This is a genomic window from Streptomyces sp. ISL-98 (genome assembly GCF_018614055.1).
GTDB classification, from domain to species: Bacteria; Actinomycetota; Actinomycetes; order Streptomycetales; family Streptomycetaceae; genus Streptomyces; species Streptomyces spiramyceticus.
On record NZ_JAGGPB010000039.1, the window covers coordinates 1 to 19,717 of the forward strand.

23 protein-coding genes and 2 pseudogenes are annotated in these 19,717 nt (G+C 67.5%); 8 read left to right on the forward strand and 17 right to left on the reverse strand.

Going from position 1 to position 19,717, the window contains the following annotated elements; translation table 11 throughout:
* A pseudogene (locus J7I98_RS41350) lies at positions 1–117 on the forward strand (RNA-guided endonuclease TnpB family protein); the annotation flags it as partial.
* A 101-nt stretch (positions 118–218) separates the two neighbouring features.
* Here the strand turns inward: J7I98_RS41350 and J7I98_RS26000 are convergent.
* Positions 219–626, reverse strand: a complete 408-nt coding sequence (locus J7I98_RS26000; RefSeq protein WP_214926541.1) for a RidA family protein — start codon at positions 624–626, stop codon at positions 219–221.
* 108 nt (positions 627–734) lie between these two features.
* Here J7I98_RS26000 and J7I98_RS26005 point away from each other — a divergent pair, with 108 nt between their 5' ends.
* A complete protein-coding gene (locus J7I98_RS26005; protein WP_214926543.1) occupies positions 735–1,115 on the forward strand; it encodes a helix-turn-helix domain-containing protein in 381 nt (126 codons plus the stop codon).
* 38 nt (positions 1,116–1,153) lie between these two features.
* On the opposite strand, the gene J7I98_RS42980 is transcribed toward J7I98_RS26005, so the two are convergent.
* From J7I98_RS42980 to J7I98_RS26015, 3 genes are all read right to left on the reverse strand, one after another.
* Positions 1,154–1,282, reverse strand: a complete 129-nt coding sequence (locus J7I98_RS42980; RefSeq protein ID WP_374225174.1) for a helix-turn-helix domain-containing protein — start codon at positions 1,280–1,282, stop codon at positions 1,154–1,156.
* Between the two features lie 230 nt (positions 1,283–1,512).
* Positions 1,513–1,893, reverse strand: coding sequence for a hypothetical protein (locus J7I98_RS26010; protein WP_214926545.1), 381 nt, complete (start codon positions 1,891–1,893; stop codon positions 1,513–1,515).
* A complete protein-coding gene (locus tag J7I98_RS26015) occupies positions 1,890–2,477 on the reverse strand; it encodes a TetR/AcrR family transcriptional regulator (protein WP_214926547.1) in 588 nt (195 codons plus the stop codon). Before J7I98_RS26015 ends, J7I98_RS26010 begins: the two co-directional genes overlap by 4 nt.
* A 241-nt stretch (positions 2,478–2,718) precedes the next feature.
* Between J7I98_RS26015 and J7I98_RS26020 the strand changes: the two genes are divergently transcribed.
* Complete coding sequence (locus tag J7I98_RS26020; protein WP_214926549.1) at positions 2,719–3,060, forward strand: hypothetical protein; 342 nt, start codon at positions 2,719–2,721, stop codon at positions 3,058–3,060.
* A gap of 24 nt (positions 3,061–3,084) precedes the next feature.
* A pseudogene (locus tag J7I98_RS41355) lies at positions 3,085–3,368 on the forward strand (transposase); the annotation flags it as partial.
* A gap of 32 nt (positions 3,369–3,400) precedes the next feature.
* Here J7I98_RS41355 and J7I98_RS26025 read toward each other — a convergent pair.
* The 11 genes from J7I98_RS26025 to J7I98_RS26075 all read right to left on the reverse strand — a co-directional run bounded on the left by J7I98_RS26025 (position 3,401) and on the right by J7I98_RS26075 (position 14,555).
* Entirely contained in the window at positions 3,401–4,288 is an 888-nt protein-coding gene (locus tag J7I98_RS26025) for a LysR family transcriptional regulator (protein WP_285438081.1), read from the reverse strand.
* 109 nt (positions 4,289–4,397) lie between these two features.
* The gene (locus J7I98_RS26030) at positions 4,398–6,077 is read right to left on the reverse strand and encodes an AMP-binding protein (protein WP_214926551.1); all 1,680 of its coding nucleotides are present in this window, start codon (positions 6,075–6,077) and stop codon (positions 4,398–4,400) included.
* Positions 6,074–7,930: an FAD/NAD(P)-binding protein gene (locus J7I98_RS26035; RefSeq protein ID WP_214926553.1), complete on the reverse strand. Its 1,857-nt coding sequence runs from the start codon at positions 7,928–7,930 to the stop codon at positions 6,074–6,076. The genes J7I98_RS26030 and J7I98_RS26035 overlap by 4 nt, the downstream gene beginning before the upstream one ends.
* On the reverse strand, positions 7,927–9,219 hold the full coding sequence (locus J7I98_RS26040) for a methylaspartate mutase (RefSeq protein ID WP_214926561.1): 1,293 nt from the start codon (positions 9,217–9,219) through the stop codon (positions 7,927–7,929). The genes J7I98_RS26035 and J7I98_RS26040 overlap by 4 nt, the downstream gene beginning before the upstream one ends.
* Positions 9,216–9,692, reverse strand: coding sequence for a cobalamin B12-binding domain-containing protein (locus J7I98_RS26045; protein WP_214926569.1), 477 nt, complete (start codon positions 9,690–9,692; stop codon positions 9,216–9,218). The genes J7I98_RS26040 and J7I98_RS26045 overlap by 4 nt, the downstream gene beginning before the upstream one ends.
* Positions 9,693–9,801: 109 nt before the next feature.
* Entirely contained in the window at positions 9,802–10,221 is a 420-nt protein-coding gene (locus J7I98_RS26050; protein WP_214926571.1) for a cupin domain-containing protein, read from the reverse strand.
* Positions 10,221–11,702: a vanadium-dependent haloperoxidase gene (locus J7I98_RS26055; protein ID WP_214926573.1), complete on the reverse strand. Its 1,482-nt coding sequence runs from the start codon at positions 11,700–11,702 to the stop codon at positions 10,221–10,223. Before J7I98_RS26055 ends, J7I98_RS26050 begins: the two co-directional genes overlap by 1 nt.
* A gap of 94 nt (positions 11,703–11,796) precedes the next feature.
* A complete protein-coding gene (locus J7I98_RS26060) occupies positions 11,797–12,435 on the reverse strand; it encodes an HD domain-containing protein (protein ID WP_214926575.1) in 639 nt (212 codons plus the stop codon).
* A gap of 62 nt (positions 12,436–12,497) precedes the next feature.
* Positions 12,498–12,977, reverse strand: coding sequence for an HPP family protein (locus J7I98_RS26065; protein WP_308377938.1), 480 nt, complete (start codon positions 12,975–12,977; stop codon positions 12,498–12,500).
* A gap of 149 nt (positions 12,978–13,126) precedes the next feature.
* Complete coding sequence (locus J7I98_RS26070; protein WP_214926579.1) at positions 13,127–13,315, reverse strand: transposase; 189 nt, start codon at positions 13,313–13,315, stop codon at positions 13,127–13,129.
* Between the two features lie 280 nt (positions 13,316–13,595).
* Complete coding sequence (locus J7I98_RS26075; RefSeq protein ID WP_214926861.1) at positions 13,596–14,555, reverse strand: LysR family transcriptional regulator; 960 nt, start codon at positions 14,553–14,555, stop codon at positions 13,596–13,598.
* A 39-nt stretch (positions 14,556–14,594) separates the two neighbouring features.
* Here J7I98_RS26075 and J7I98_RS26080 point away from each other — a divergent pair, with 39 nt between their 5' ends.
* From J7I98_RS26080 to J7I98_RS26095, 4 genes are all read left to right on the forward strand, one after another.
* Complete coding sequence (locus tag J7I98_RS26080) at positions 14,595–15,488, forward strand: serine hydrolase (RefSeq protein ID WP_214926581.1); 894 nt, start codon at positions 14,595–14,597, stop codon at positions 15,486–15,488.
* A gap of 83 nt (positions 15,489–15,571) precedes the next feature.
* On the forward strand, positions 15,572–16,564 hold the full coding sequence (locus J7I98_RS26085; protein ID WP_214926583.1) for an MBL fold metallo-hydrolase: 993 nt from the start codon (positions 15,572–15,574) through the stop codon (positions 16,562–16,564).
* A gap of 149 nt (positions 16,565–16,713) precedes the next feature.
* Positions 16,714–17,463 (forward strand): DciA family protein, encoded by a 750-nt coding sequence (locus J7I98_RS26090; protein WP_214926585.1) that lies wholly within the window; start codon positions 16,714–16,716, stop codon positions 17,461–17,463.
* Between the two features lie 336 nt (positions 17,464–17,799).
* Positions 17,800–19,197 carry a condensation domain-containing protein gene (locus tag J7I98_RS26095; protein ID WP_214926591.1) on the forward strand — a complete coding sequence of 466 codons (1,398 nt, stop codon included), beginning with the start codon at positions 17,800–17,802 and terminating at the stop codon, positions 19,195–19,197.
* Here J7I98_RS26095 and J7I98_RS26100 read toward each other — a convergent pair.
* Together J7I98_RS26100 and J7I98_RS26105 are read right to left on the reverse strand one after the other, a co-directional pair.
* A complete protein-coding gene (locus J7I98_RS26100; protein ID WP_251021202.1) occupies positions 19,154–19,477 on the reverse strand; it encodes a recombinase family protein in 324 nt (107 codons plus the stop codon). The two genes, J7I98_RS26095 and J7I98_RS26100, sit on opposite strands and share 44 nt — an antisense overlap.
* Entirely contained in the window at positions 19,474–19,671 is a 198-nt protein-coding gene (locus J7I98_RS26105) for a hypothetical protein (RefSeq protein ID WP_251021203.1), read from the reverse strand. The genes J7I98_RS26100 and J7I98_RS26105 overlap by 4 nt, the downstream gene beginning before the upstream one ends.
* Between the last annotated feature and the right edge of the window lie 46 nt (positions 19,672–19,717).

Below are 19,717 nucleotides of genomic sequence, written 5' to 3' on the forward strand. Positions count from 1 at the left end.
GCCGTCTCGTCCAGAGACAAGAGCTCCGCACGCGTGATGCTGGTCCGGGCTGGTCTCAACCCGGCTGGTGCTGAGGGCGTAAGACCATCTGGGGCGCTGCCCCAGATGGCTGCCTGAGCCAGAAATCCCCGATCAGCCCTGGAAGGTGAGGAACCCCCTCCCCTCAGGGAGGGGAGGTTTCAAGAGAGATAGACACCCCCGGGGCGAAGAGCACCTGTTCAGTCGATGACGGTGGTGGCTTCGACCTCGACCAGGTGCTCGGGTACATCCAGTGCCGCGACGCCCAGCAGCGTGGCCGGCGGTACCGGGGTGACCCCCAGCTTCGCGGCCGCCCGTGTGATCCCCTCCAGCAGCAGGGGCATCTTGCCGGGGGTCCAGTCGACGACGTAGACAGTCAGTTTCGCCACGTCGTCGAAGGAGGCACCGACCTCGGCCAGGGCGGTGCCGATGTTGAGGTAGCACTGCTCGACCTGGGCGGCGAGGTCGCCTTCGCCGACCGTGACACTGTCCGCGTCCCAGGCGACCTGTCCGGCGATGAAGACCAGTTTCGACCCGGTCGCGATCGACACCTGCCGGTAGGCGTCGATTTCCGGCAATCCGTTGGGGTTTACCAGGGTGATGGCCATGTGCCTGCCTCCATTGCTACGAGAGCCACTCTCTTGTGGTTACTCAGAAACCGTAAGAGAGTGTCCGTTGACATGGAAGAACGCACTTTTCGGTGACTGGGGAACCTGATGGTGACCAAGCAGTTCAGCGGCTCGCCCGAGGATGCGGACCTAAGGCGCGCGGACTCTCTGGCGCGGGAGATCTTCTCGGACGTCGCCAACAAGTGGGCGCTCCTGATCATCGAGTCTTTCGGCGAACGCACCCTGCGCTTCAGCGAGTTGCGGAACGAGATCGAGGGCATCAGCCACAAGATGCTCACCCAGAACCTGCGCATGCTGGAGCGCTACGGCCTGGTTGAGCGGATGGTGCACCCCGTCGTGCCGCCGCGGGTCGAGTACACCCTCACCGAGCCGGGCCAGGCCCTGCGGGTGACGATCGATGGACTGTGCGACTGGACCCATCGCTACCTCGGGCACATCGAGACCTCCCGCCACCGCTTCGACGCCTGACGGGTGGAGCACGCGCACGCGAAGCCATCGGCCGGGCCTCACTGGGACCCGCCGGCCGCGAAGCGGTGGACCGCACCCCGCACGGTGACGGCGTTGCATTCGAGCAGGTCAGCCACCTCGGGCACGGTCAGGCCCCGCCCCATCAGCCGTACGCAGTCCAGACGCAGTCTGGCACCCGGCGCGAGATCTCATGCCTGCAGACGCTCACGCACCTCGCGTTTCTGATCAGACGTCAATTCCACACGCAAGATCTTCGGCATGGGCAGACCCTCCCTGTCCTGCCTCATACCCGAACCACAGCCCGCATCACCGAGACCGCTTAGCTTGTGCGCGGGAGGCTGCTGGCGGCTCGGATCAGCCCCGCGGGCACCGCGGCTGTATCTCTCCGGGGCTGTCGCTACGCAGCACCCGCCACTGTCAGGACCGCGACCGGCAGGAGAAGAATCCACTGCGGCAGCCGGAGCAGTGGCTTCGGCCAGCCGACCGACAACGTGACGACCAGGAAAGCGACTGCGTACGCGACGAAGTGCGCAGCCACGAACCACGCCACCAGGCCGGTCGCTGACGTATCGTCCGCCAGCGCGAGGTAGACCAAGGCGGCTGCGGAGAGCACCAGGTCGACGCTCACCATGTGCCACACGGCATGAAGGACGCGCTTGGGTTCGTCTGCGAGTCCGCAGGACAGCAGCGGGCGCACCACATCCCGGTGCCCGCCGACGATGTGCGCTGCGGCCACACCGAACGCGGTGATGCCCGCTGCGAGAAGCCAGCCGTTCATCGGATCTCGATTCCTTTGGCTATGACAGCAGCCAGCCGGCCGGCCAGCTGAGGGTCGGGCTGTTCTCCGACCAGACCGACGTGGAAGAACACGGCTCCTGCCAGCGTGTCCAGAACCAGATCCACGGGTGTGTCGGCCGCGATCTCCCCGCGCGCCACGGCACGCTCGAAGACGATCAGCAGCCGCTCCTTCGAGGGGGCCAGGAAGTCGCTGCGGATGCGCGCCTTCAGCACCGGATCGGCGGCGAAGTCAGCGAGCAGCCCCGGGAGCGCCGCTGCAGCGGCCGGTGCGTGGAACTCGTCGACCAGGCCCCGCAGCAGTGCCGTCAGGTCCCCGGCCAGCGTTCCGGTGTCTGGGGTCGGAGCATGGTCGGTGGTCGTGAAGACGGCCTCGAAGACCAACTCCGGCTTGCCCCGCCACCGTCGGTAGACCGTGTCCTTGCCGACACCGGCACGGGCAGCCACCGCCCCGATCGATGTCGCTGCGTAGCCGACGTCGATCACCAGCTCTGTGGCCGCGCTGACGATCGCCTCGTGCGAGCGGGGGTCCCTGGGACGTCCCCTGGAGGACGGAAAGGAGCTCATACCGATTTACGATACGGGTCGACCCGTTTGATAAGCAACCCCGGTCGGCGTCACAAGGACATCACTGCTGCAGAGCACGCACACGCGCGATGAGACGAGCCACAGCAGCGGCACCAACCACACAACGCACTTACAAGACCGCTTAGGCCCTGTCCGATGAGTCGTAAGCACAGGGCGGGGCGAACAAGCCTGCGTGGCAGGACCCCGACCCTGCGGGACGCCCTGCCGCGCAGGGTGGAGCATGAGAATTATCGTTCTCGACGACCAGGCCCGGACGCTGCAGCCCAGCCAAGTGCAGTTGGAGTTCTTTGACCGCACGCGCTGGCGGCCTGTCTCCTTCAAGAAGACCGACCGGGGCGAGCACATCGGCGTCTTCAACGACGGCTTCCCCGGGTTCACCGTTTCGCCAGGCCGGACGGTCACCATCTCGGTCCGGCTCGACTTCATCTCCAACACCAAGCCCAACAGGGTCACGGCCAATGCCGCGGCCCTCCAGCGCCGTGACGGCGAGGGCGACTGGCTGGGCCAGTCCAACGCCTATCCGTTCACCATTACCGGCGGGACTGTAGAAAGAACGGTGTAACTCCTGATCACGGAAGATGCGCCGATGACCAGCAACAACATGTCTGAGCATGAGCCCGTCGAGGTAGCTGAGCCGCAGGCGGCCAGGTCCGTGGACGACCAGGTGATTGAGGAGTTGGTGGGCCGGGCCCAGGCCGAGGGTCTCCAGCTGACCGGCGAGGGCGGGCTGCTCCAGCAGCTGACCAAGCGGCTGCTGGAGTCCGCTTGGGAGGGCGAGGTCACCGATCACCTTGGTTATGACCGGCACGATCCGGCGGGAAGAATAGCGGCAACTCCCGTAACGGCACCCGCTCCAAGACGACTCCAACAACCCGAGTTACACCGTTCATTGGACAGGCCGGTCAGCTCCAGTTGCGGGCGTTCTTCAGGAGTGTGCTGTGGACCTGGGAGAGGCGGTAGTCGGACAGTGACCCTGGCTGGACGGCGAGGTAGAGGGTGTTGATGGGTGGTAACTCGGGTTCTATGAGGATGGTGATGGCGCCGGATGCCAGGGCTGCGGAGCACAGGCATTTGGGCAGTACGGAGATGCCGGCGGAGGAGATGACGGCGGCGAGGATGCCGCGCAGGTCGGGGATGACGGCGGTGATGGGGCAGTCGGGTTCGCTGTTGAACACGGTCTGCCAGTAGAGGCGGATCAGTGGCATCGTGTCGGCGTAGGCGATCATCGGTGCTTTGAGGATGCTGTGTTGGTCGACGCCGGAGGGGAAGAAGTCTTCGACGGCTTCGGGTGAGGCGACGAGGATGAGTTCTTCGTCGGCCAGGGGTGTGGTTTCCAGCCCTCGGCGTGAGGGGCGGATGGTGGAGACGACCAGGTCGAGGAAGCCTTCTTCGAGCTGTGGGAGGAGTTCGTGGCTGGCGCCGAGGGACAGCCGGATTCCCAGGCCGCCGGATACGAGGCTGGAGATGGCGGGGACGACGCGGGCGGCGGTGAGTTCGGCGGTGGCTCCGATGCGGATGGGTCGTTCTTCGTCGGCGTGGCCGAAGTGTCGGTAGATCGCGGAGTTCAGGCCCTTGAGTGACGTCTGTACGTCGCGGGCGAGGACGGATCCGCTGGGGGTGGGAAGGGCTCCTTTTGCGGTCCGTTCGAAGAGTGGACGTCCGAACTCCTGCTCGAGGTTACGGATTTGCTGGGTGACGGTTGGCTGGGTCACGCCGAGGTGGCGTGCTGCTTTGGTGAAGGACCCGGTCTGGTACACAGCCATGAAGGTTTGCAGCCAGGTGAGTTGCATGAGGATCCGGCCCCCGTGCCGGATTGCGCATGGCGCGCCGCGCGGCGTGGTCCATGCTGAGCCCGTGGCGGTCCATCGTCAGGGCGGAGAGGGCCGCCACGGGCTCTTCCTAGTCGAGAGTCCAGGTCTCCCCGGTGCTCTCGTGGTGCCCGTTACGCAGAACGCTTCGCTGGATCTTCCCTGACGCGGTCAGAGGGAGTTCCTCAGTGAACTCTACGGCTTTGATCATCTTTTCGTCCGGGAGTTTCTGGGAGACGTGGGTGAGGATCTGCCGGGCGGTGACCTTGGTTGCGGCCCATCCGGGGGCCAGCACGATGTGCGCCTTGGGGATGAACATGCCGATCGGGTCGGGTACGGGGATGACGGCGACGGCAGCCACGGCGGGGTGGGTCAGGGCTGCGGTCTCCAGTTCCAGGGGGGAGATGCGGTGGTCGAACGACTTGAACATGTCGTCGTCGCGGCCCGAGTAGTACAGGGCACCGTCTTCGCCCTGGGTGACGATGTCGCCGGTGTGGTAGATGCCGCCGGCGAATGCGCGGGCGGTTCGCTTGCCGTCGTCGTGGTAGCCGGCCATGACTCCGGCGGACATCTCGGACAGGTCCAGACACAGTTCCCCGGGCTCGTCCTCGCGGACCGGGTTGCCGGTGGCGGTGTTCAGGACGGCGGTCTGGTAACCGGGCATGGGCCATCCCATGCTGCCGGGCTTGCCTTCCCGGCCGGGGGGGATGCCGATCTGGCAGGTCGTTTCGGTCTGCCCGTAGCCGTTCCTGAGGGTGATGCCCCAGGAGTCACGGACGGCGTCGACGAGGTAGGTGTCGAGGGGCTCTCCGGCGGAGGTCGCGGAGGTGAGGCGACCGGGCGGGTTTCCGAGGCCGTGGGCGAACATGGCCCGCCACACGGTGGGGGGTGCACAGAAGCTGGTGATGTCGTGCTGCTGGAGGGTGCGCAGGATGCGGTAGGGCTCGGTTTTGGGGTGGGAGAAGGCGACAGCGGTGGCTTCGGCGTTGAAGGGGACGAAGAAGGAACTCCAGGCGTGCTTGGCCCAGCCGGGTGCGGCGATGTTGAGGTGCCGGTCTCCGGGCTGGACTCCGTTCCAGTACATGCCGGACAGGTGTCCGGCAGGGTAGCTGGTGTGGGTGTGGATGACCATCTTGGGCCTGGAGGTGGTGCCGGAGGTGAAGTAGCAGAAGAGCGGGTCGTCGGCGCCGGTGTGATGGACCGGTTCGAAGGGCTCGTTCGGCGCCTTGTAGGAGGTGGAGTAGTCGAGCCAGCCTTCGGGAACGGGGCCGTCGGTGCAGATCTCGGTGAGGTGGTCGGATATCCCGGCGAACTTGGGGGCGAGCTTGGCAGAGGTGATGACGTGGCTGACGCCGGCACGTTCGACACGGTCCTTCAGCTCCGCCGGGGAGGCCGTGGGGTAAGTGGGGACGAGGATCGCGCTGATCTTGATGGCGGCGATCATCACTTCCCACAGGGGCAGCAGGTTGTGCAGGGCGATCAGGATGCGGTCGCCGCGGGCTACGCCATGTTCGGTGAGCCAGTTGGCGACCTGGTCGGAGCGCTGGGCGAGTTGGCGGTAGCTGGTGGCGTGGTCGGTGACGGTTCCGATCAGATGGAGGGCGGTCTGGTCGTTGTCGCGGGCGATGACGTCGAACCAGTCCAGCGCCCAGTTGAAGCGAGGGATCTGGGGCCAGGTGAACTTCTGCCGTGCGGTATCGAGGTCGTCGCGGTGCTCCAGGAGGACGTCGCGGGCCGCGCGGAACGCCCGGGTGGCGCAAGAGCTCCTCATCGGATGCTTCCCATCATGGTGGCGTGTCGGGGGACGGGGGTCGTCGTGTCGTCGCCGAGGGCGGCGAGCATGGAGCGGGCCATGGCATCGGCGTCCTGCTTGAACAGGGTGTTCAGGCCGGGCTTGCCAGAGCCGACTTGGGTGAACCAGCGGGTGTGCTCGGTGGGGATACCGAGCGCATACACGTCGGGGTGGACTTCCCCATCTGCGCTGATGACGTGGAAGGGGGCGCGGGTGACGTTGAGTCCGCCCGTCGGGGCGGGGGGTGCAGTGCCAGGCCCGGTGCGGAAGAACTCGGAGACGATGCCGGTGGAGATGAGGGAGAACGTCAGCTCGGAGGTGTCGCGGTGCAGGTCGGGGGTGGGGATGCGGGCGTCGATGAGGGCTGCGGCCCACTTGACGGCTCCGCGGACCTGCGGGGAAGAGATCTTGAACAGGCCCTTGGCGTCGTCTTCGGTGAACTCGGTCGCGGGGCCGATGATGTCGGCCTGGCCGGCTTCGATCAGGGCGTAGAGCTGTTCGACGCGTTCGGCCGGGGGCCCTGCGGACAGCAGGGAGTTGACGGGCAGGAACTGGCGGTTGAAGTCCTCTTCGTGGGAGGCGGGGAGGAGCCCGTTGTAGTCGACGGCTTCGCGTACGACGTTGCGGATGTCGCGCAGGACGTCGAGGGCTGCCTTCAGCGGCCCTCGGGCGTTGCCGAGGGCGGCGTCGTCCAGGTCGGCGCGCATCGTTTGCAGCAGGTGGGTGCGGAAGTGGCCGGGGCTGTAGAACGTCTTGCCCGCGAACGGGCGGGCGAGCTTGTGCAGGTCGAGTTCGGGGAGGGTTCCGATGCCGCCCTGAGCGCGGTGGGTGTCCTGGTAGACCTGGTTGACTTCGCGCATCAGCAGCGGCCAGACATCCTCGGTGAAGGACAGCTGGTCGTTGCCGGTGGTCTCCCGACGCCGGACGCGGGCGGCGGCGACGGCCTGCTTGGTGAGGTGGCGTGCCTTGTGGGTGTGGTCGGGTCGCTTCTGGTTGACGCCCCGGGCGGGGATGGGCAGGCCGGAGCGTGATCCGGCGACGATGTAGGGCTCGCGGCCCGAGGGGATGTAGGTCATGCGGTCGCCGTTCGTCTTGAACGTGCCGCCGCGCCCAATGGTCAGGGACAGCATGACGTCGTAGAACGACAGGCCAAGTCCGCGGATGGCGACTGTGGAGCCGGCCGGGATGGCGCGTTCGCTGAGGTCCATGTCGGCGGCGGAGTCCCCGCACTCGTAGTGCGGGCCGTAGGCGTTGCGGGCACAGAAGTCGATCATGCGGCGTTCGAACGCGTCGGGAAGGTTCTTGGGGTGCCCGGTGGCCAGCAGGACATGGTCGGCGGCGATCACGTGCGGGGAGCGGTCGACTTCGACGAACCATCCTCCGGCCGGGCGGGCGGCGAGGGACTTGGCGCGGGTGCGGGTGGAGATCAGCTCCACCCCTTCGGGGAGGTGCTGTTCGATGCTGCGGTAGACGTCGCGCAGGTAGTGACCGTAGGTGCGGCGCGTGGCGTAGTCGTCCGAGCCGAGCGAGAGGATGTCGGCGCGGCTGCGTGACCACTCGTCCAGCGCGGGGCCGGCGCCGGGCCGCCACGGGCCTTCGTCGGGAGTGCCGGAGTACATGGTGATCTGCCCGGCGACGGTGTTCATCGTGTACCAGTCGTCCTGGCTGGTACGCCAGATCCGTCCGGCGCCGATCTCGGTGTCGTCGATGGCGTGGATGCGCACCGGCCGGTTGGGCGGGGTCTCGGCGATGCGGACGGCGAGGCGTTCGAGGACGGAGATGCCGCGCGGGCCGGTGCCGATGACGGCCAGAGTCAGGGGCTGCATGGTCATGAAGCGTCCTTTGCTGCGGAGGTGAGGGCGAGGCGGCGGCCGGTTTCGAGGTGCGGGGCGTCGTAGTGGTGCTGGACGTGCCCGAGCATCGTCAAGAACCCGTCGGCGGTCAGCCGCGGCCTGGAGGCGGGGCGCTCCACGGAGATAGGCATCGATCCGGTGGTCAGCCACTTCAGGCGGCCGTCGGGGGCGATGTAGGCGCGGGTTTTCTGGGCGTTGTCGGCGTGCAGGCAGTACGGCACGTCGAGATAGCCGCGCTCGAACGCCGTCAGGAGTCCTTGGCCGACGTCGTCGGACAGTTCCAGGACCGCTTCGACCAGCGCGCGGGCCTCCTCATACAGGCCCTCCTGTGCGGGCCCGAACACCAGCGGCGGCTCCTGCGATGCTTCGGATGCGGTTTCCAGGGCCTCGATGTTGTCGGCGACAGTCGGGATCCGGTGCGCTTCGGCAGGGGTTTTGACGATCATCCGCTCGATGCCGGTGGACTTCGCCAGCAGCGCTGAGGCACGCAGCAGGTCGAGGGCTCCGCCGTGGGTCTGGGGGAAGACACCCATGTAGGTGTAGAGGACGACGTGCCATTGCGTGCCGCCCAGGTATTGGGCGGCCAGGCGGCGCAGGGCGGCGATGGCTTCGGCGTCCTGGTCGAGGTGGGTCTGCTGCGCGTAGGACAGGGAGATGCTGGTGATTCCGTGCTGGCGGAAGAAGATCCCTTCGAGGAGGGAGATGGCGATGAGGAGGCTCGGGGGGCAGAGCTGTCCCAACATGCAGCCGCCGAAGCTTTCCAGGTGCGCGCCGGGGACCTTCTCCGCTAGGAGCTCGCAGCTTTTCGCCCAGGCGTCGTGTGCTTGTGTGAGGGGGGTGCGACTGTAGGGCAGGCAGTAGGAGACGGGTCCGCCCTCGGTGGCGTTCAGACCGGCGTCGATGAGCCCCTGGACGATCCCGGCCGGTAGCGGCGACCCGTGGCGTACCTGGATCGCGAACCCCGGCGCGTCCAGGCCGGCGAGCATTGCCCGGGTGACGTCCGCGCCGTGCGCGACGATCGGGAACCCGTTCAAGTCGCTGTCCTCGTCCAGTGCCTTGCGCGCGGAGGCGTGGTCACCGACACGGGTGTAACTGTCGAGGGTGATCGTTCCCACCGTCGTCGCGCGGGCCCGGGAGACCGCATACAGCCCCTCCCGCATCTGGGAGACGGTCGGCATCCCCATGCGCGGCTGCACCACCAGACGGCCCTTTCGCGCGGCCTGGGCGACGGCGTCCCCGAACAGCGACGCATCGTGTTCGCTGCTCATCCGGTGGCCTCCAGCTCACGCCGCGGGCCGGTCAGGGCGAGGTAGTCGCGGAAGGTGTCGATGCCCTGGCTGTCTTCGAAGACCGCCGTGAACCCGGCGTCCATCAACTCAGGGCCGGCCTGGCCCCCTTCCCCGGCCTTGATGTCGAGCTTCCCGCCGATGACGACCGGAAGATCTGCGAGGTCGAGAAGGGTGCGGATGCGGGTGATGAGGCGTTTTCCGTCGAGGGCGCCGTGGCCGTTGACGCTGGAGATGACGACCATGTCCGGTCGGTGGCGGCGGGCTTGTTCGATCAGCAGGTCGTCGGGGACGCAGGAGCCGATATTGATGACCTCGTGTCCCATGTCCTCAAGGAGGATCTGGAGGAACACCAGATTCCAGGTGTGGGAATCGGATGAGGTGGAGGAGACCAGGACACGCCGTTTCGGTTCCCGGTCGGGATGGATAGCCTGTGCGGGCGCAGGAAAAGTCATGCTCCGTGCTTCCACTCGTCATGGTGTGGGTGGTGTGGGTGGGGTTTGATGCGCAAAAGAAGGGGGGCTGTGCCCCGGGGTGCGACCCGGAGCACAGCCCTTCGTCCGGTCAGGACCCGGCGGAGACGACCTCTCGGATCGGCTTCTTCGGGGCACGGGGGCTGGCCGGACGGGTCCGGATGGCGAGCACGGTGCAGCCGGAGCTGGACGACATGCGGTGCTCGGTGCCGGGGCCTTCGACGACGAGGTCTCCCTTGAAGTAGGACACGCCGTCGCTGTGGTCGAGCTGGCCGTCCAGGACGAGCATCAGCTCATAGCCCAGGTGCTCGTGGAAGTCGCCGTGGGCGGTCGGCGGGAAGCGCAGCAGCAGGCCGACCGAGTCCTCCCCGGCCGCCTCGTCCGGTGCCCACAGGACGTGGTGGTCGACGCCGATCCGGCCGGGCTCGGACCACGGGGTCCAGTCGATGTCCTTCAGCTCGAATCCGGAGCGGAAGACGTTCTTGATGTACTTCACTGCCTCTGTGGCCATTACTGCTGCTCCTTGGTGTGGGTTCCGTTGAAGTAGGACTGGGAGACCTTCCACACGTCCTTGGCCAGGACTCGGCCCTGCTTGTCGGCGGAGTCGTGGTCGAACTTCCAGTGGGCTCCGCCGTAGATGCGGGAGTCGCCGACTTCCTTGGCCGCTTCGGAGAAGGTGTCCCACTTCAGGGGGACCTCCTTGGACGGCATACCGGGCTCGATCTTGGAAGAGCCGGCCTTGATGACGCCGGTGTTTCCGTAGCGGTCGGAGCCGGTGTAGAGCTTGAGGGTCTCGGCGGCGACGGCGGTGAAGCCGGTGTGGCCGGAGCCGTAGGCGGCGAACGCGGGGGTCTTCAGGTACGGAGTCCAGGTCTCGCCCTTGATGGTCTGGGTGCCCTTGCCGGGGCCGGCCCAGCCCCTGATGTCCTTGCCCGCCATGGCGTAGCGGATCATCGTGATCGGGCGGCCGTAGTCGTGGGTGACCTTCGTCATCCAGTCGACGACGGACTCATCTCCCTCGGCGAGGTTGAGGGCGAAGAACATCTTCACGTCCTCGTCCAGGGTGTGCTTGTCGCGCTGGGAGACGAACGCGGCCCACTCCTGCGGGATGGAGGAGGAGGTGGAACCGGGGTACTGCCAGTGTTCGGCGATGGCCTTCTGGCGTTCGGTGAGGTTCGCGTTGACCTTCATCTGCTCAGCGATGGCCTTACTGGCCTCCGCGCTGCCGTACTTCGGCGGCTTCGGGGACAGGTAGGTCCTGGTGTCCTTTACCGCGTACGGCTTCCCGGTGGCGAACTGCGGGGTCAGGAAGTTGTGCACCATGCCGTCGGGCGTCTTGAGCGGGGCCCACCGGTCGGGGTACTTCAGGGCTTCCTTGTCGAACTTCGCGATCTCCTGCGGCGGGTTGACCGGTGTGTAGTAGCCCACGGGGACCTTGTACGGGGGGTCGGCCTTCTGGTTGCTGCCGTCGTCGGCGCGGTCCTTGATGACCGCGTCGGCGGCCTTGAGGGCTATCTCCTGCGCCGATCCGGCCTTGGGGTTGTCGGTGTAGGCGATGCTGTAGCCGAGGTCGGTCAGCTTCTTGTCGAAGGTGGCCTTCTGCTCGGGGAAGATGTCTGTCAGAACGCGGTGGGCGGCGTAGCTGATCGCGGCCTGCTTGTTGGCGTCGGTGCGCTCGGCTGCCGGTCGGCGCAGGTCTGCGCCGTACTGGGTGCCCACGGCCTTGCTGTCGTAGGCGGCCCATGCGTCGTACATGGCCATGTGGATGATGGCGAAGGCGCGGGCGCCGACGGGCGGGGAGGTGGGGTGCATCTTCCCGGCCTGCGCGGTGCTCAGGGCGCCGGTCATCATCTTGTTCCACTGGATGACGACGTTGGTGCTTTCGGCCTTCGCTGACGGCTTGGCCGTGGCGGGGGGTGCCGGGTTGGCGTTGGCGGTCAGGGTGACCGCGCCGGTGGTCAGGGCGACGGCGGCGACGATGCCGGCGCTCAAGCGGATACGGTTTTTCGATGTGCGGCGGTGCTTGGTACTCAAGGGTGTCCGTGTCCTCAGGGTTGGTGCGTGATGGGCTTGGGCGTGGGGGGATTTACTCGGGCCAGGCGGAGTTCTCGATGACCTGAACGAAGTTGGGCCGCACGTAGCCGTCGGTGAAGCGCTCCAGGACGTCGGCCTTGACGTTGCCGAAGGTGGTGGCCGGGCGGCGGGTGATGCCGTCGTTGAAAGCCTGGAGAATCTGGCGCTTGAAGTCCGGGCGCGGGTGGGCGGCCGTGACGGCGGTGCGGGTCTCGTCCGACACGTCGTGGTAGCCGATGCCCAGGACGTCGAGTTCGACGCCGGCGGTGACCAGGGCGACTTCGGGGGCCATGAGGGTGGGGATCTCGGGGGTGGTGTGCAGGGCGATGCCCTCCCACACCAAGCGGGCCTTGTCCTCGTCGATGCCGTGGGAGAGAAGGAACTTGCGGGCCTCGTTGGCGCCGTCGATCTCGAACCGGGTGCCGTTGTCGCGGTAGGGCTCGGTCAGGCCGAGGTCATGGAACATGGCGCCGACGTAGAGGAGTTCGGCGTCGAAGGTGAGGCCGCGGCGACCTCCCTGGATCGCACCCCAGATGAACACGCGGCGGGAGTGGTGGTAGATCAGGTCGTCGGTGGCCTCGCGGATCAGCTCGGTCGCTTCCTTGGCGATCTGGCTGTCGGGGATGGCGATTCCGGCGATGGTTTCAGACATGGGGGTACCTCGGTTTCTGCCCTGCAGGGGGCGATGGGGTGAACAAAGGGGGATGGCGGGGTCTACCACCAGTAGGCGGGGTAGGCCGCCTGGGCCTTGACCCGGCCCGCTGCGACGCCGACGGCGACGAGGATGACCGACGCGAGCGCGAGCAACGGCAGGAACACCAGCGCGTCCGGCGCTGTCGCGGCGACGATGACAGCGGTGGCCGCGGCCGGTGAGTGGGGGGTGCGGGCGATCATCATCACGCCGAGCGCGAGACCGCCGGCGACCGCCGCGGACCATACGGAACTTCCCGCTACCGCGAGGACCACGAACCCGGTGATGGCTGAAAGGAGTTGACCTCCTACCACGCTGCGCGGCTGGGCGAGCGGGAGGGCGGGCGCCCCGTAGACGAGTGCTGCGCTTGCCGCGAGTGGCGGGATCAGCAGGACCTGCCCGGTGGCCTTGCCTACTGTGACCAGGGCGACCAGGCCGATCACCGCCGCTGCGGTGGCGGCGGCGATGACGTTCCATGAGGCCCTGGGTGGTGCCTTACTCACAGGGACAGATACCACCTTTCGGATTTCGGTGTGTTTTTCAACCGGCCATGGGAACGCTAATTCGAGTGCCGCTCCAGGCTCAAATACGTCCATGCATGGGCCCCATAAGCCCACCGACCCCTAAAAGATCTTTATGGCGGGGGTCGCGATCACCTATGGCTCCCTTCGTCACAGCCGTCGAGCATCTGGCGGTGGCAGTAGCCGTCGGTCTGTCCGCCCCGTCCTTCCAGCCAGACCGGGACCGGCGACAACGGCCGCACGGCCGCCCACTCCGCGTCCGTCATGTCCGACGGACAGCGGCGTTCACGGTCCGGGCGATCGGCTGCGTTGCCGTACACGTGCGCGAGGCAATCGCACGACTGGGCAGCCGAGTTGAAGTCAACGGGCGCGGGCGCATACAACAACGACAACAGGGCATCCCGGCGTCGCTCGGTCAGATTCGCATCCCCGAGCTACCGAGAGGCGCTGCCCTCAGCACGCCACCGCCGGAGTTGACCCGCGCCAGCACCCATGGCGAGGTTGGAAAGAGCTCACTGACTGATCCGAAAGAAACGGCCTAGCCAAGTGGGAGCGTTTGACGGTCTCCCGCGATGCGGCGCAGACGTCGGACTCACTCATCTAGTCGTACACCACCGACCACGGGCGGGGCGCCCCGCCCTGCGGGCGCGGGCTGTCGTCGCGGCGCAGGGCCGCCGTACGGTCGCGGGCGAGCACGTCGGCTGCGAGCTCCGCGAAGTGGGGGGCGGCCGGGTGGGCAGACCGGTCGGCGGACCAGGCGCCAGTGATCCGCTGGGTGAGGGGGCGGCCTGCCAGCGGCCGCCAGGCGACGCGGGGTTCCTTGCGGGCCACCGGCCCCTGGTCGAAGGCGATTCCGTGTCCAGCAGTGACCAGGGCCAGCAGGAACTCAGAGTTGGAGGCGTGCCGGAGGCGGCCGGGCACGAGGCCCTCGGCGCGACAGATGTCGAGGATCCGGTCGTACCAACCGGGGGCATGGGCACGCGGGAAGAGCACCAGATCGTGGCCGGACAGTTCGCCGAGCGCGACCTCCGGGAGCCGGGCCAGCGGTGAGCTGCGGGGCAGGACAACTCCGAGTTCCACGGAGACCTCCGGGCCGAGGCGAAGCTCGGTGGCGTCCACGGGCTGGTGGACGAGGCCGACGTCGAGTCCACCGGAGGCGAGCAGCCGCAGTTGTTCCTCGGTGGTGACCTCCTGCAGATCGACGGACAGACCCGGGGAGTGCTCCGCGCAGGCAGCGAGCAGCGTGGACAGCATCGCGGCTGTGGTGTCGGGAGGTACGCCTGCGCGCAGGGTGCCCAGGCCCCCGTCCCCGGCGCGCCGGGCCAGCGTCCGCAACCGGTCCTCGCGGGCGAGGAGTTCGCGTGCCTCGTCCAGCAGGACCATCCCGGCGGCGGTCAGTCGTATCTGGCGGTGTGATCGGTCGAACAGCTCGGCGCCGAGGTCCTTCTCCAGTCTGCGTACCGCCTGGCTGAGCGGCGGCTGAGCCATGCCCAGTTGGTCGGCGGCACGGCTGAAGTGCAGCTCGTCGGCGACGGTGATGAAAATGCGCAGGTGGCGCAAGAGGTCCACACTCAGGACCTTACGTGAGAGGGGAAACTGGTGGTCGAGGAACGGATCCGCGAGGTCTTCGCGGGGGCGGGCGCCGAGGGATTGCTGCATGCGATCCCTGTCGGCATGGAGCCGGGTGCCGAGGAGGTGGCGGTCGGCGCGGACGAGTCCGTCGTGATCGCTTCGATTTTCAAGGTGCTGCTGGTTTTGGAGTTTGCCCGGCAGGCCGCCGCCGGCCAGCTCGATGTCCGCGAGCGCATACGGGTGACGGCGGCCGACCGGCTCGGCGGCTGGGGCACGGCCGGCTGTATGGACGACGTCGAGCTGTCGCTGCGCGATCTGGCCCTCTTCGCGATGTCGGTCAGCGACAATTCAGCGGCGGATCTGCTGCTGGCGCGGGTCGGCCTGGACACGGTGCGGCTTCTCGCCGGGGAACTCGGGCTCGACAGAACCGTGATCGTGGGCGGCCCTCGTGACGTACTGGAGTCGATGCTCACCGAGGTCGGGGCACGCGACGAGGCAGAGTTCGCCGTCCGTTACCCGGCTTTGCCGGATGACCGCAAGAGACGGCTGAGCGTGTTGGATCCCCGGCGGACCAACGCCAGCACGCCCCGCGAGATCACCGAGCTGCTGCGTCTCATCTGGCGTGATGAAGCGGGCCCGCCGGAAGCCTGCGCCCAGGTACGGGATTTGATGAGCCGTCAAGTATTCCGGCACCGGCTGGTTTCGGGTTTTCCCGACGAGGTGACGGTCGCGGCGAAGACCGGCACCCTGCCGGGGCTGCACATGGAGGCTGGGGTCGTTCGGTATCCCGACGGCAGCTGCTATGCGGTCTCCGTCTTCGCCCGTACGCGGGAGCTGAACGCCTCACGGCCGGCAGTGGACGCCGCGATCGGCGCCGCGGCCAGGATCGCCGTCGACTTCCTGCAGAGCACAGGCGTGTGACCTGGTCTCATATACGTTTGCATATAGGGACGGCAGTGTTTTGATCTTGGACGAAGGTGGTCGGTTCCTGATCTCCTGACGCCATGAGCGACGACACAGACGCACAACGCATACAGAGATTCGGCCGACGTACGGTGCTGCGCGGCGCCGCCCTCGGCGCGGCGGCCCCGCTCCTTACCTCCACCGCCGCCGCGTCCGAGGCGGCCACCCGCGGGGCCCCGGCGGCCGGTTCGGCGTCCCTCCGCTGGCTCGGCACCTCCGGCTGGCGCATCGACGTCGACGGCCGGACCGTGCTCTTCGACCCGTACATCACCCGGTTCAAGACCGGGCTGTTCTCCGGCGCCTTCAAGCCCGACACGGAGCTGAAGTCCAATCCCAAGCTGGTACGGGAATACATCGGCCGCCCCGAAATCGTCCTGGTCAGCCACTGCCACTGGGATCACCTTGCCGATGTGCCCTACATTGCCAAGTCCACCGGCGCCCGGATCATCGGCACCGAGACCACATTCCATGTGCTGGTCGCATTCGGTGTCGACCCGGACCAGATCTCGGTGGTGAAGGGCGGCGAGGTCCTGGACTTCGGCGGGCTCACCGTCGAGGCCGTGGCGAGCCGGCACAGTCGCAACAAGCGCCACTCCTATTTCGCCCCGGGCACGCTGAACGCACCACCCGCGGCGGCCCCGAGGACCATCTCCGACCTGCCGGAGGGCGACACACTCGCCTTCCAGGTGACGGCCCCCAACAGTGGCCCGTCGGCGTTCCTGATGGGCGCCAGCGACTTCTCCGAGCGGGACGCGAAGGGACTCCGCCCCGATCTTGCGATGATCGCGGTGCCGTCCAGCGCCTCCACATCCCACTATGTGCCCCGGCTGCTGCGGGCACTGGGCAAACCCGGGGTCGTCGTGCCCGTCCACTGGGACAACTTCGAGGAGCCGCTGAGCGATCCCCCGCGCCGCGACCCGGCGGTGGACCTGGCCGCATTCATCGCCCAGGTCCACCGGGAGTCTCCGGCTAGCCGGATCGTCGTCCCGGATTACCGCACCACGTATGGCGGTGACATGCGGCCGAGGAACTGACCGGCCTACCCCAGGTTGGACCGGTCAGAGGCTGCCCGGGACAAGCAGGTCATTGCCGCGATGCAAACGTTCATTTCGCAATGGCACAAGCAGGCGAGCTCGCCACCTTCGGTCGCGCAAGTCGCTGAGGGACTTCAGATTTCAGAAAAGTGGGTCCTTTCCGCCAATCGGTCCCTTCTGGGTACACGCGCGGTAAGAAGCGGGGCCACGGTCATCTTTCCCGCAGCATCGGTCGTAGTGGAGGGCCAGACCGAGCCTCAGCACATCGACATTTTCGTCGTCTCTCAACATCTGACGCGCGGGACGGCCGCGATCCGCTGGGACTGGGCGACGCGATCGGCGCGCTGATCACGGAGCGGGCCCGGGAACTCCCTGCCGCCGGCGGCGCGCTGCGCGACCGGCGGCCAGCCATCGCACCGGCCCCCGCGGAGCACGTCGCCGCGACTGAATTCGACGCGGAGGCACGGGAGCTGACGCTGCGCCCGGAGCCGACCGCCTGGGCGGCGAAGGCGGGCATCGAGCAGACTCGGATCGTCCGCGACGTCGACAAGGCTGCGGGCGGTCAGGCGGTCCGCAGGGTCCGTGTGCTGGCTCCCGGATCCGTCCCCGCGGCCGCGATCGCGGCCGCCAATCCGGCACCGTTCCAGGTGACGTCCGCGTCGGAGGCGCCGCGTACCCGCGAGACCGCTTCGGCCAGCTACCGCCGCGCGCTCGCCTCCCAACAGGCCGCCAAGCCCGCACCCCGGCTGAACCGGGTATTGCGGAGGCAGTCGAGCTCAGCGCCCGTGCGTTCCGCGGGCGGAGACGGTCCCGGACGATGCGCCGGCCCGATCGAGGCGTCCCGCATCCAGCGCCGTCGCGCAGCCGCTGCCACCGAGGCCAATGACGGAGGTGAATGAGGGTGGCCAGGCAGACGGTCGACGAAGACCAGTCAGGCGCGCACGCGGTGTGGGTTCTGGGAGTCGGTCCCCACACGAGGCGGATCAGCCGGCTGTGCTCGACTCCCTCTGACACTGTCGGGCACTGTCGGGTCTCATCTGCGGCGTTTCTTTGGGATCATCCGATCGTTGGTCTGGTCGTGTGATTGAGCGATGTCCAATAGGTATGGATCGACGGCGGCCCGGTGGCGGCGACGCCCCACAGTGCGGCTGGCGGCCGCTACCCCGCGCTCGTTTATCCGACCCCACCCTGCCCTGCCTGTGTCCGGGGCATGCGAACGGAGAGCCCCCGTGCGAATGACCGACATGCAGCGTTGCGAGATCCGGCCCGGACATCTCGTGGAATGGACGCTGCATCCGACGACCGTTGAGACCGCGATGAGTCTGCCGGACGATTCCCGCCCGCCCGCGTACGTACAGGAGTCCCACGTTCGAACGGCGCGATCGGCACGCCAAAACGGCATGTTCGTAGCGACGTGGCTAGGCACCGCATTCGATATCCCGGGGCAGGTCGATCTCGACGTCCTCCAAGACGCACTGCGGGCCTGGACACTTCGGCACGAGACGCTGCGCAGCGGTTTCCGCTGGATCGGCGACGACATGCGGCGCTTCACGCTGGACGCCGATGCCGTCATGCTGCACCGCGAGGACATCGGCGACTTTCCCGACGCCCAGAAGCTGGCCCAGTACCTGCAGGACCGCTTCGACATCGCGGCGGACGCGCTCACCTGGCCGAATTTCATTTTCACCGCGGTCGTCAGGGACGACAGCGCAAGTGTCTACATGGCGTTCGACCACAGCAACGTCGACGCATACTCGATCCAGCACATCCCCGCCGAGATCCACGAGCTCTACGCGGCCTTGCTCGAAGGCCGCGCCGTGGACACGGCACCGGTCGCCAGTTACGTCGACTTCTGCGCAACCGAGCGCACGGACGCCGATCAGATCGACGACACGCACGCGATCGTCGCTCGCTGGCGGGATTTCGTCGCCCAATGCGACGGGAAGCTGCCGAATTTCCCCGTCGACCTCGGTCTCGACCCCGAAGGGCCGTTGCCCACCCAGAAGTTCATGCACGAGATGCTCGTGGACGACGCGGATGCGGCGGCCTTCGAGGCATACTGCCGCCGGTACGGCGGAAGCATGGTCGGCATCCTCGCGGCCACCGGCCTCCTCGTCCGCGAAATCAGCGGGCAGACGGTGTACCGCACCATCGTGCCGTTCCACACCAGGGCGAAATCCCAGTGGTCGGACTCGGTGGGCTGGTACGTGGGCAACGCGCCGGTCGAGATTCCCGTGGCGCAGGCGACGGATTTCGACAGCGCACTGGAGATGGTCCGAGCCGCGCTACGGGCGAACCGCCCACTGTCACGGATGCCCCTCGCCCGCGTACTCCGTCTACTGGGCTCCGACTTCCGGCCCACGTCTCCGGACCTGTACTCGATCGTCTCGTTCGTCGACGCGCGCGGCATCCCCGGGTCCGAGCGGTGGCAGGACCTGAAGGTGTACGGGCTGGCCCGGGCTTCGTACGGCGACCAGGTGTGCGCGTGGGCAACGAGGCTCCACGAGGGCTTGCAGTTCGCCTGCCGCTATCCGGACACCGACATCGCGTACAAGAACATGCGGCTGTACGTCGAAGGGCTGCGGGAACTCATCGTTTCGGTGGCGCGCCAAGACTCAACCGTGCGCGCCTGACGAGCTCGAGCATGGTCGGCTTCGCGTGACCGACGGACAGCCGGATGAAGGCCCCGACGTCCCGCTGGTCCAGGCCCGGTCTCGATGCCGTGCTCTTACCGGCTGCGGGCAGCGCCTGCGAGGCCCAACAGTCCTTGTCCGTACCTGCGGCCTTGAGTGCGTCGTACTGCCGGTCGAGCTTCTGCCCGCCGGTCGAGACCCGGGCGTACCCGATCCGGATGTCGGTGAGCACCAGCGGCTCGGGAGTGAGGAGTTCGGACGGCTCCAGGGGTGCATTCATTCCCCGGATCTTCTCAGTGTTCCGGTGAGGCGGTAGAGCGCGAGCTGGGCATCCGCGATCGCATCGGAGGGGACCGCCACCACGATCACCTCAGCGTCGGAGGCGTCCCCGCCGTCGCGGCCCAGCGCGGTCACATTGTGACCGGCCCGCTGCCAGAGCCGCGCGAGGCCGCCACCGACGTGTCCCCTGCCCACGCGTGATATCCAATTGATCCTCCCGAAGTGTCGCCACGCCCACGGT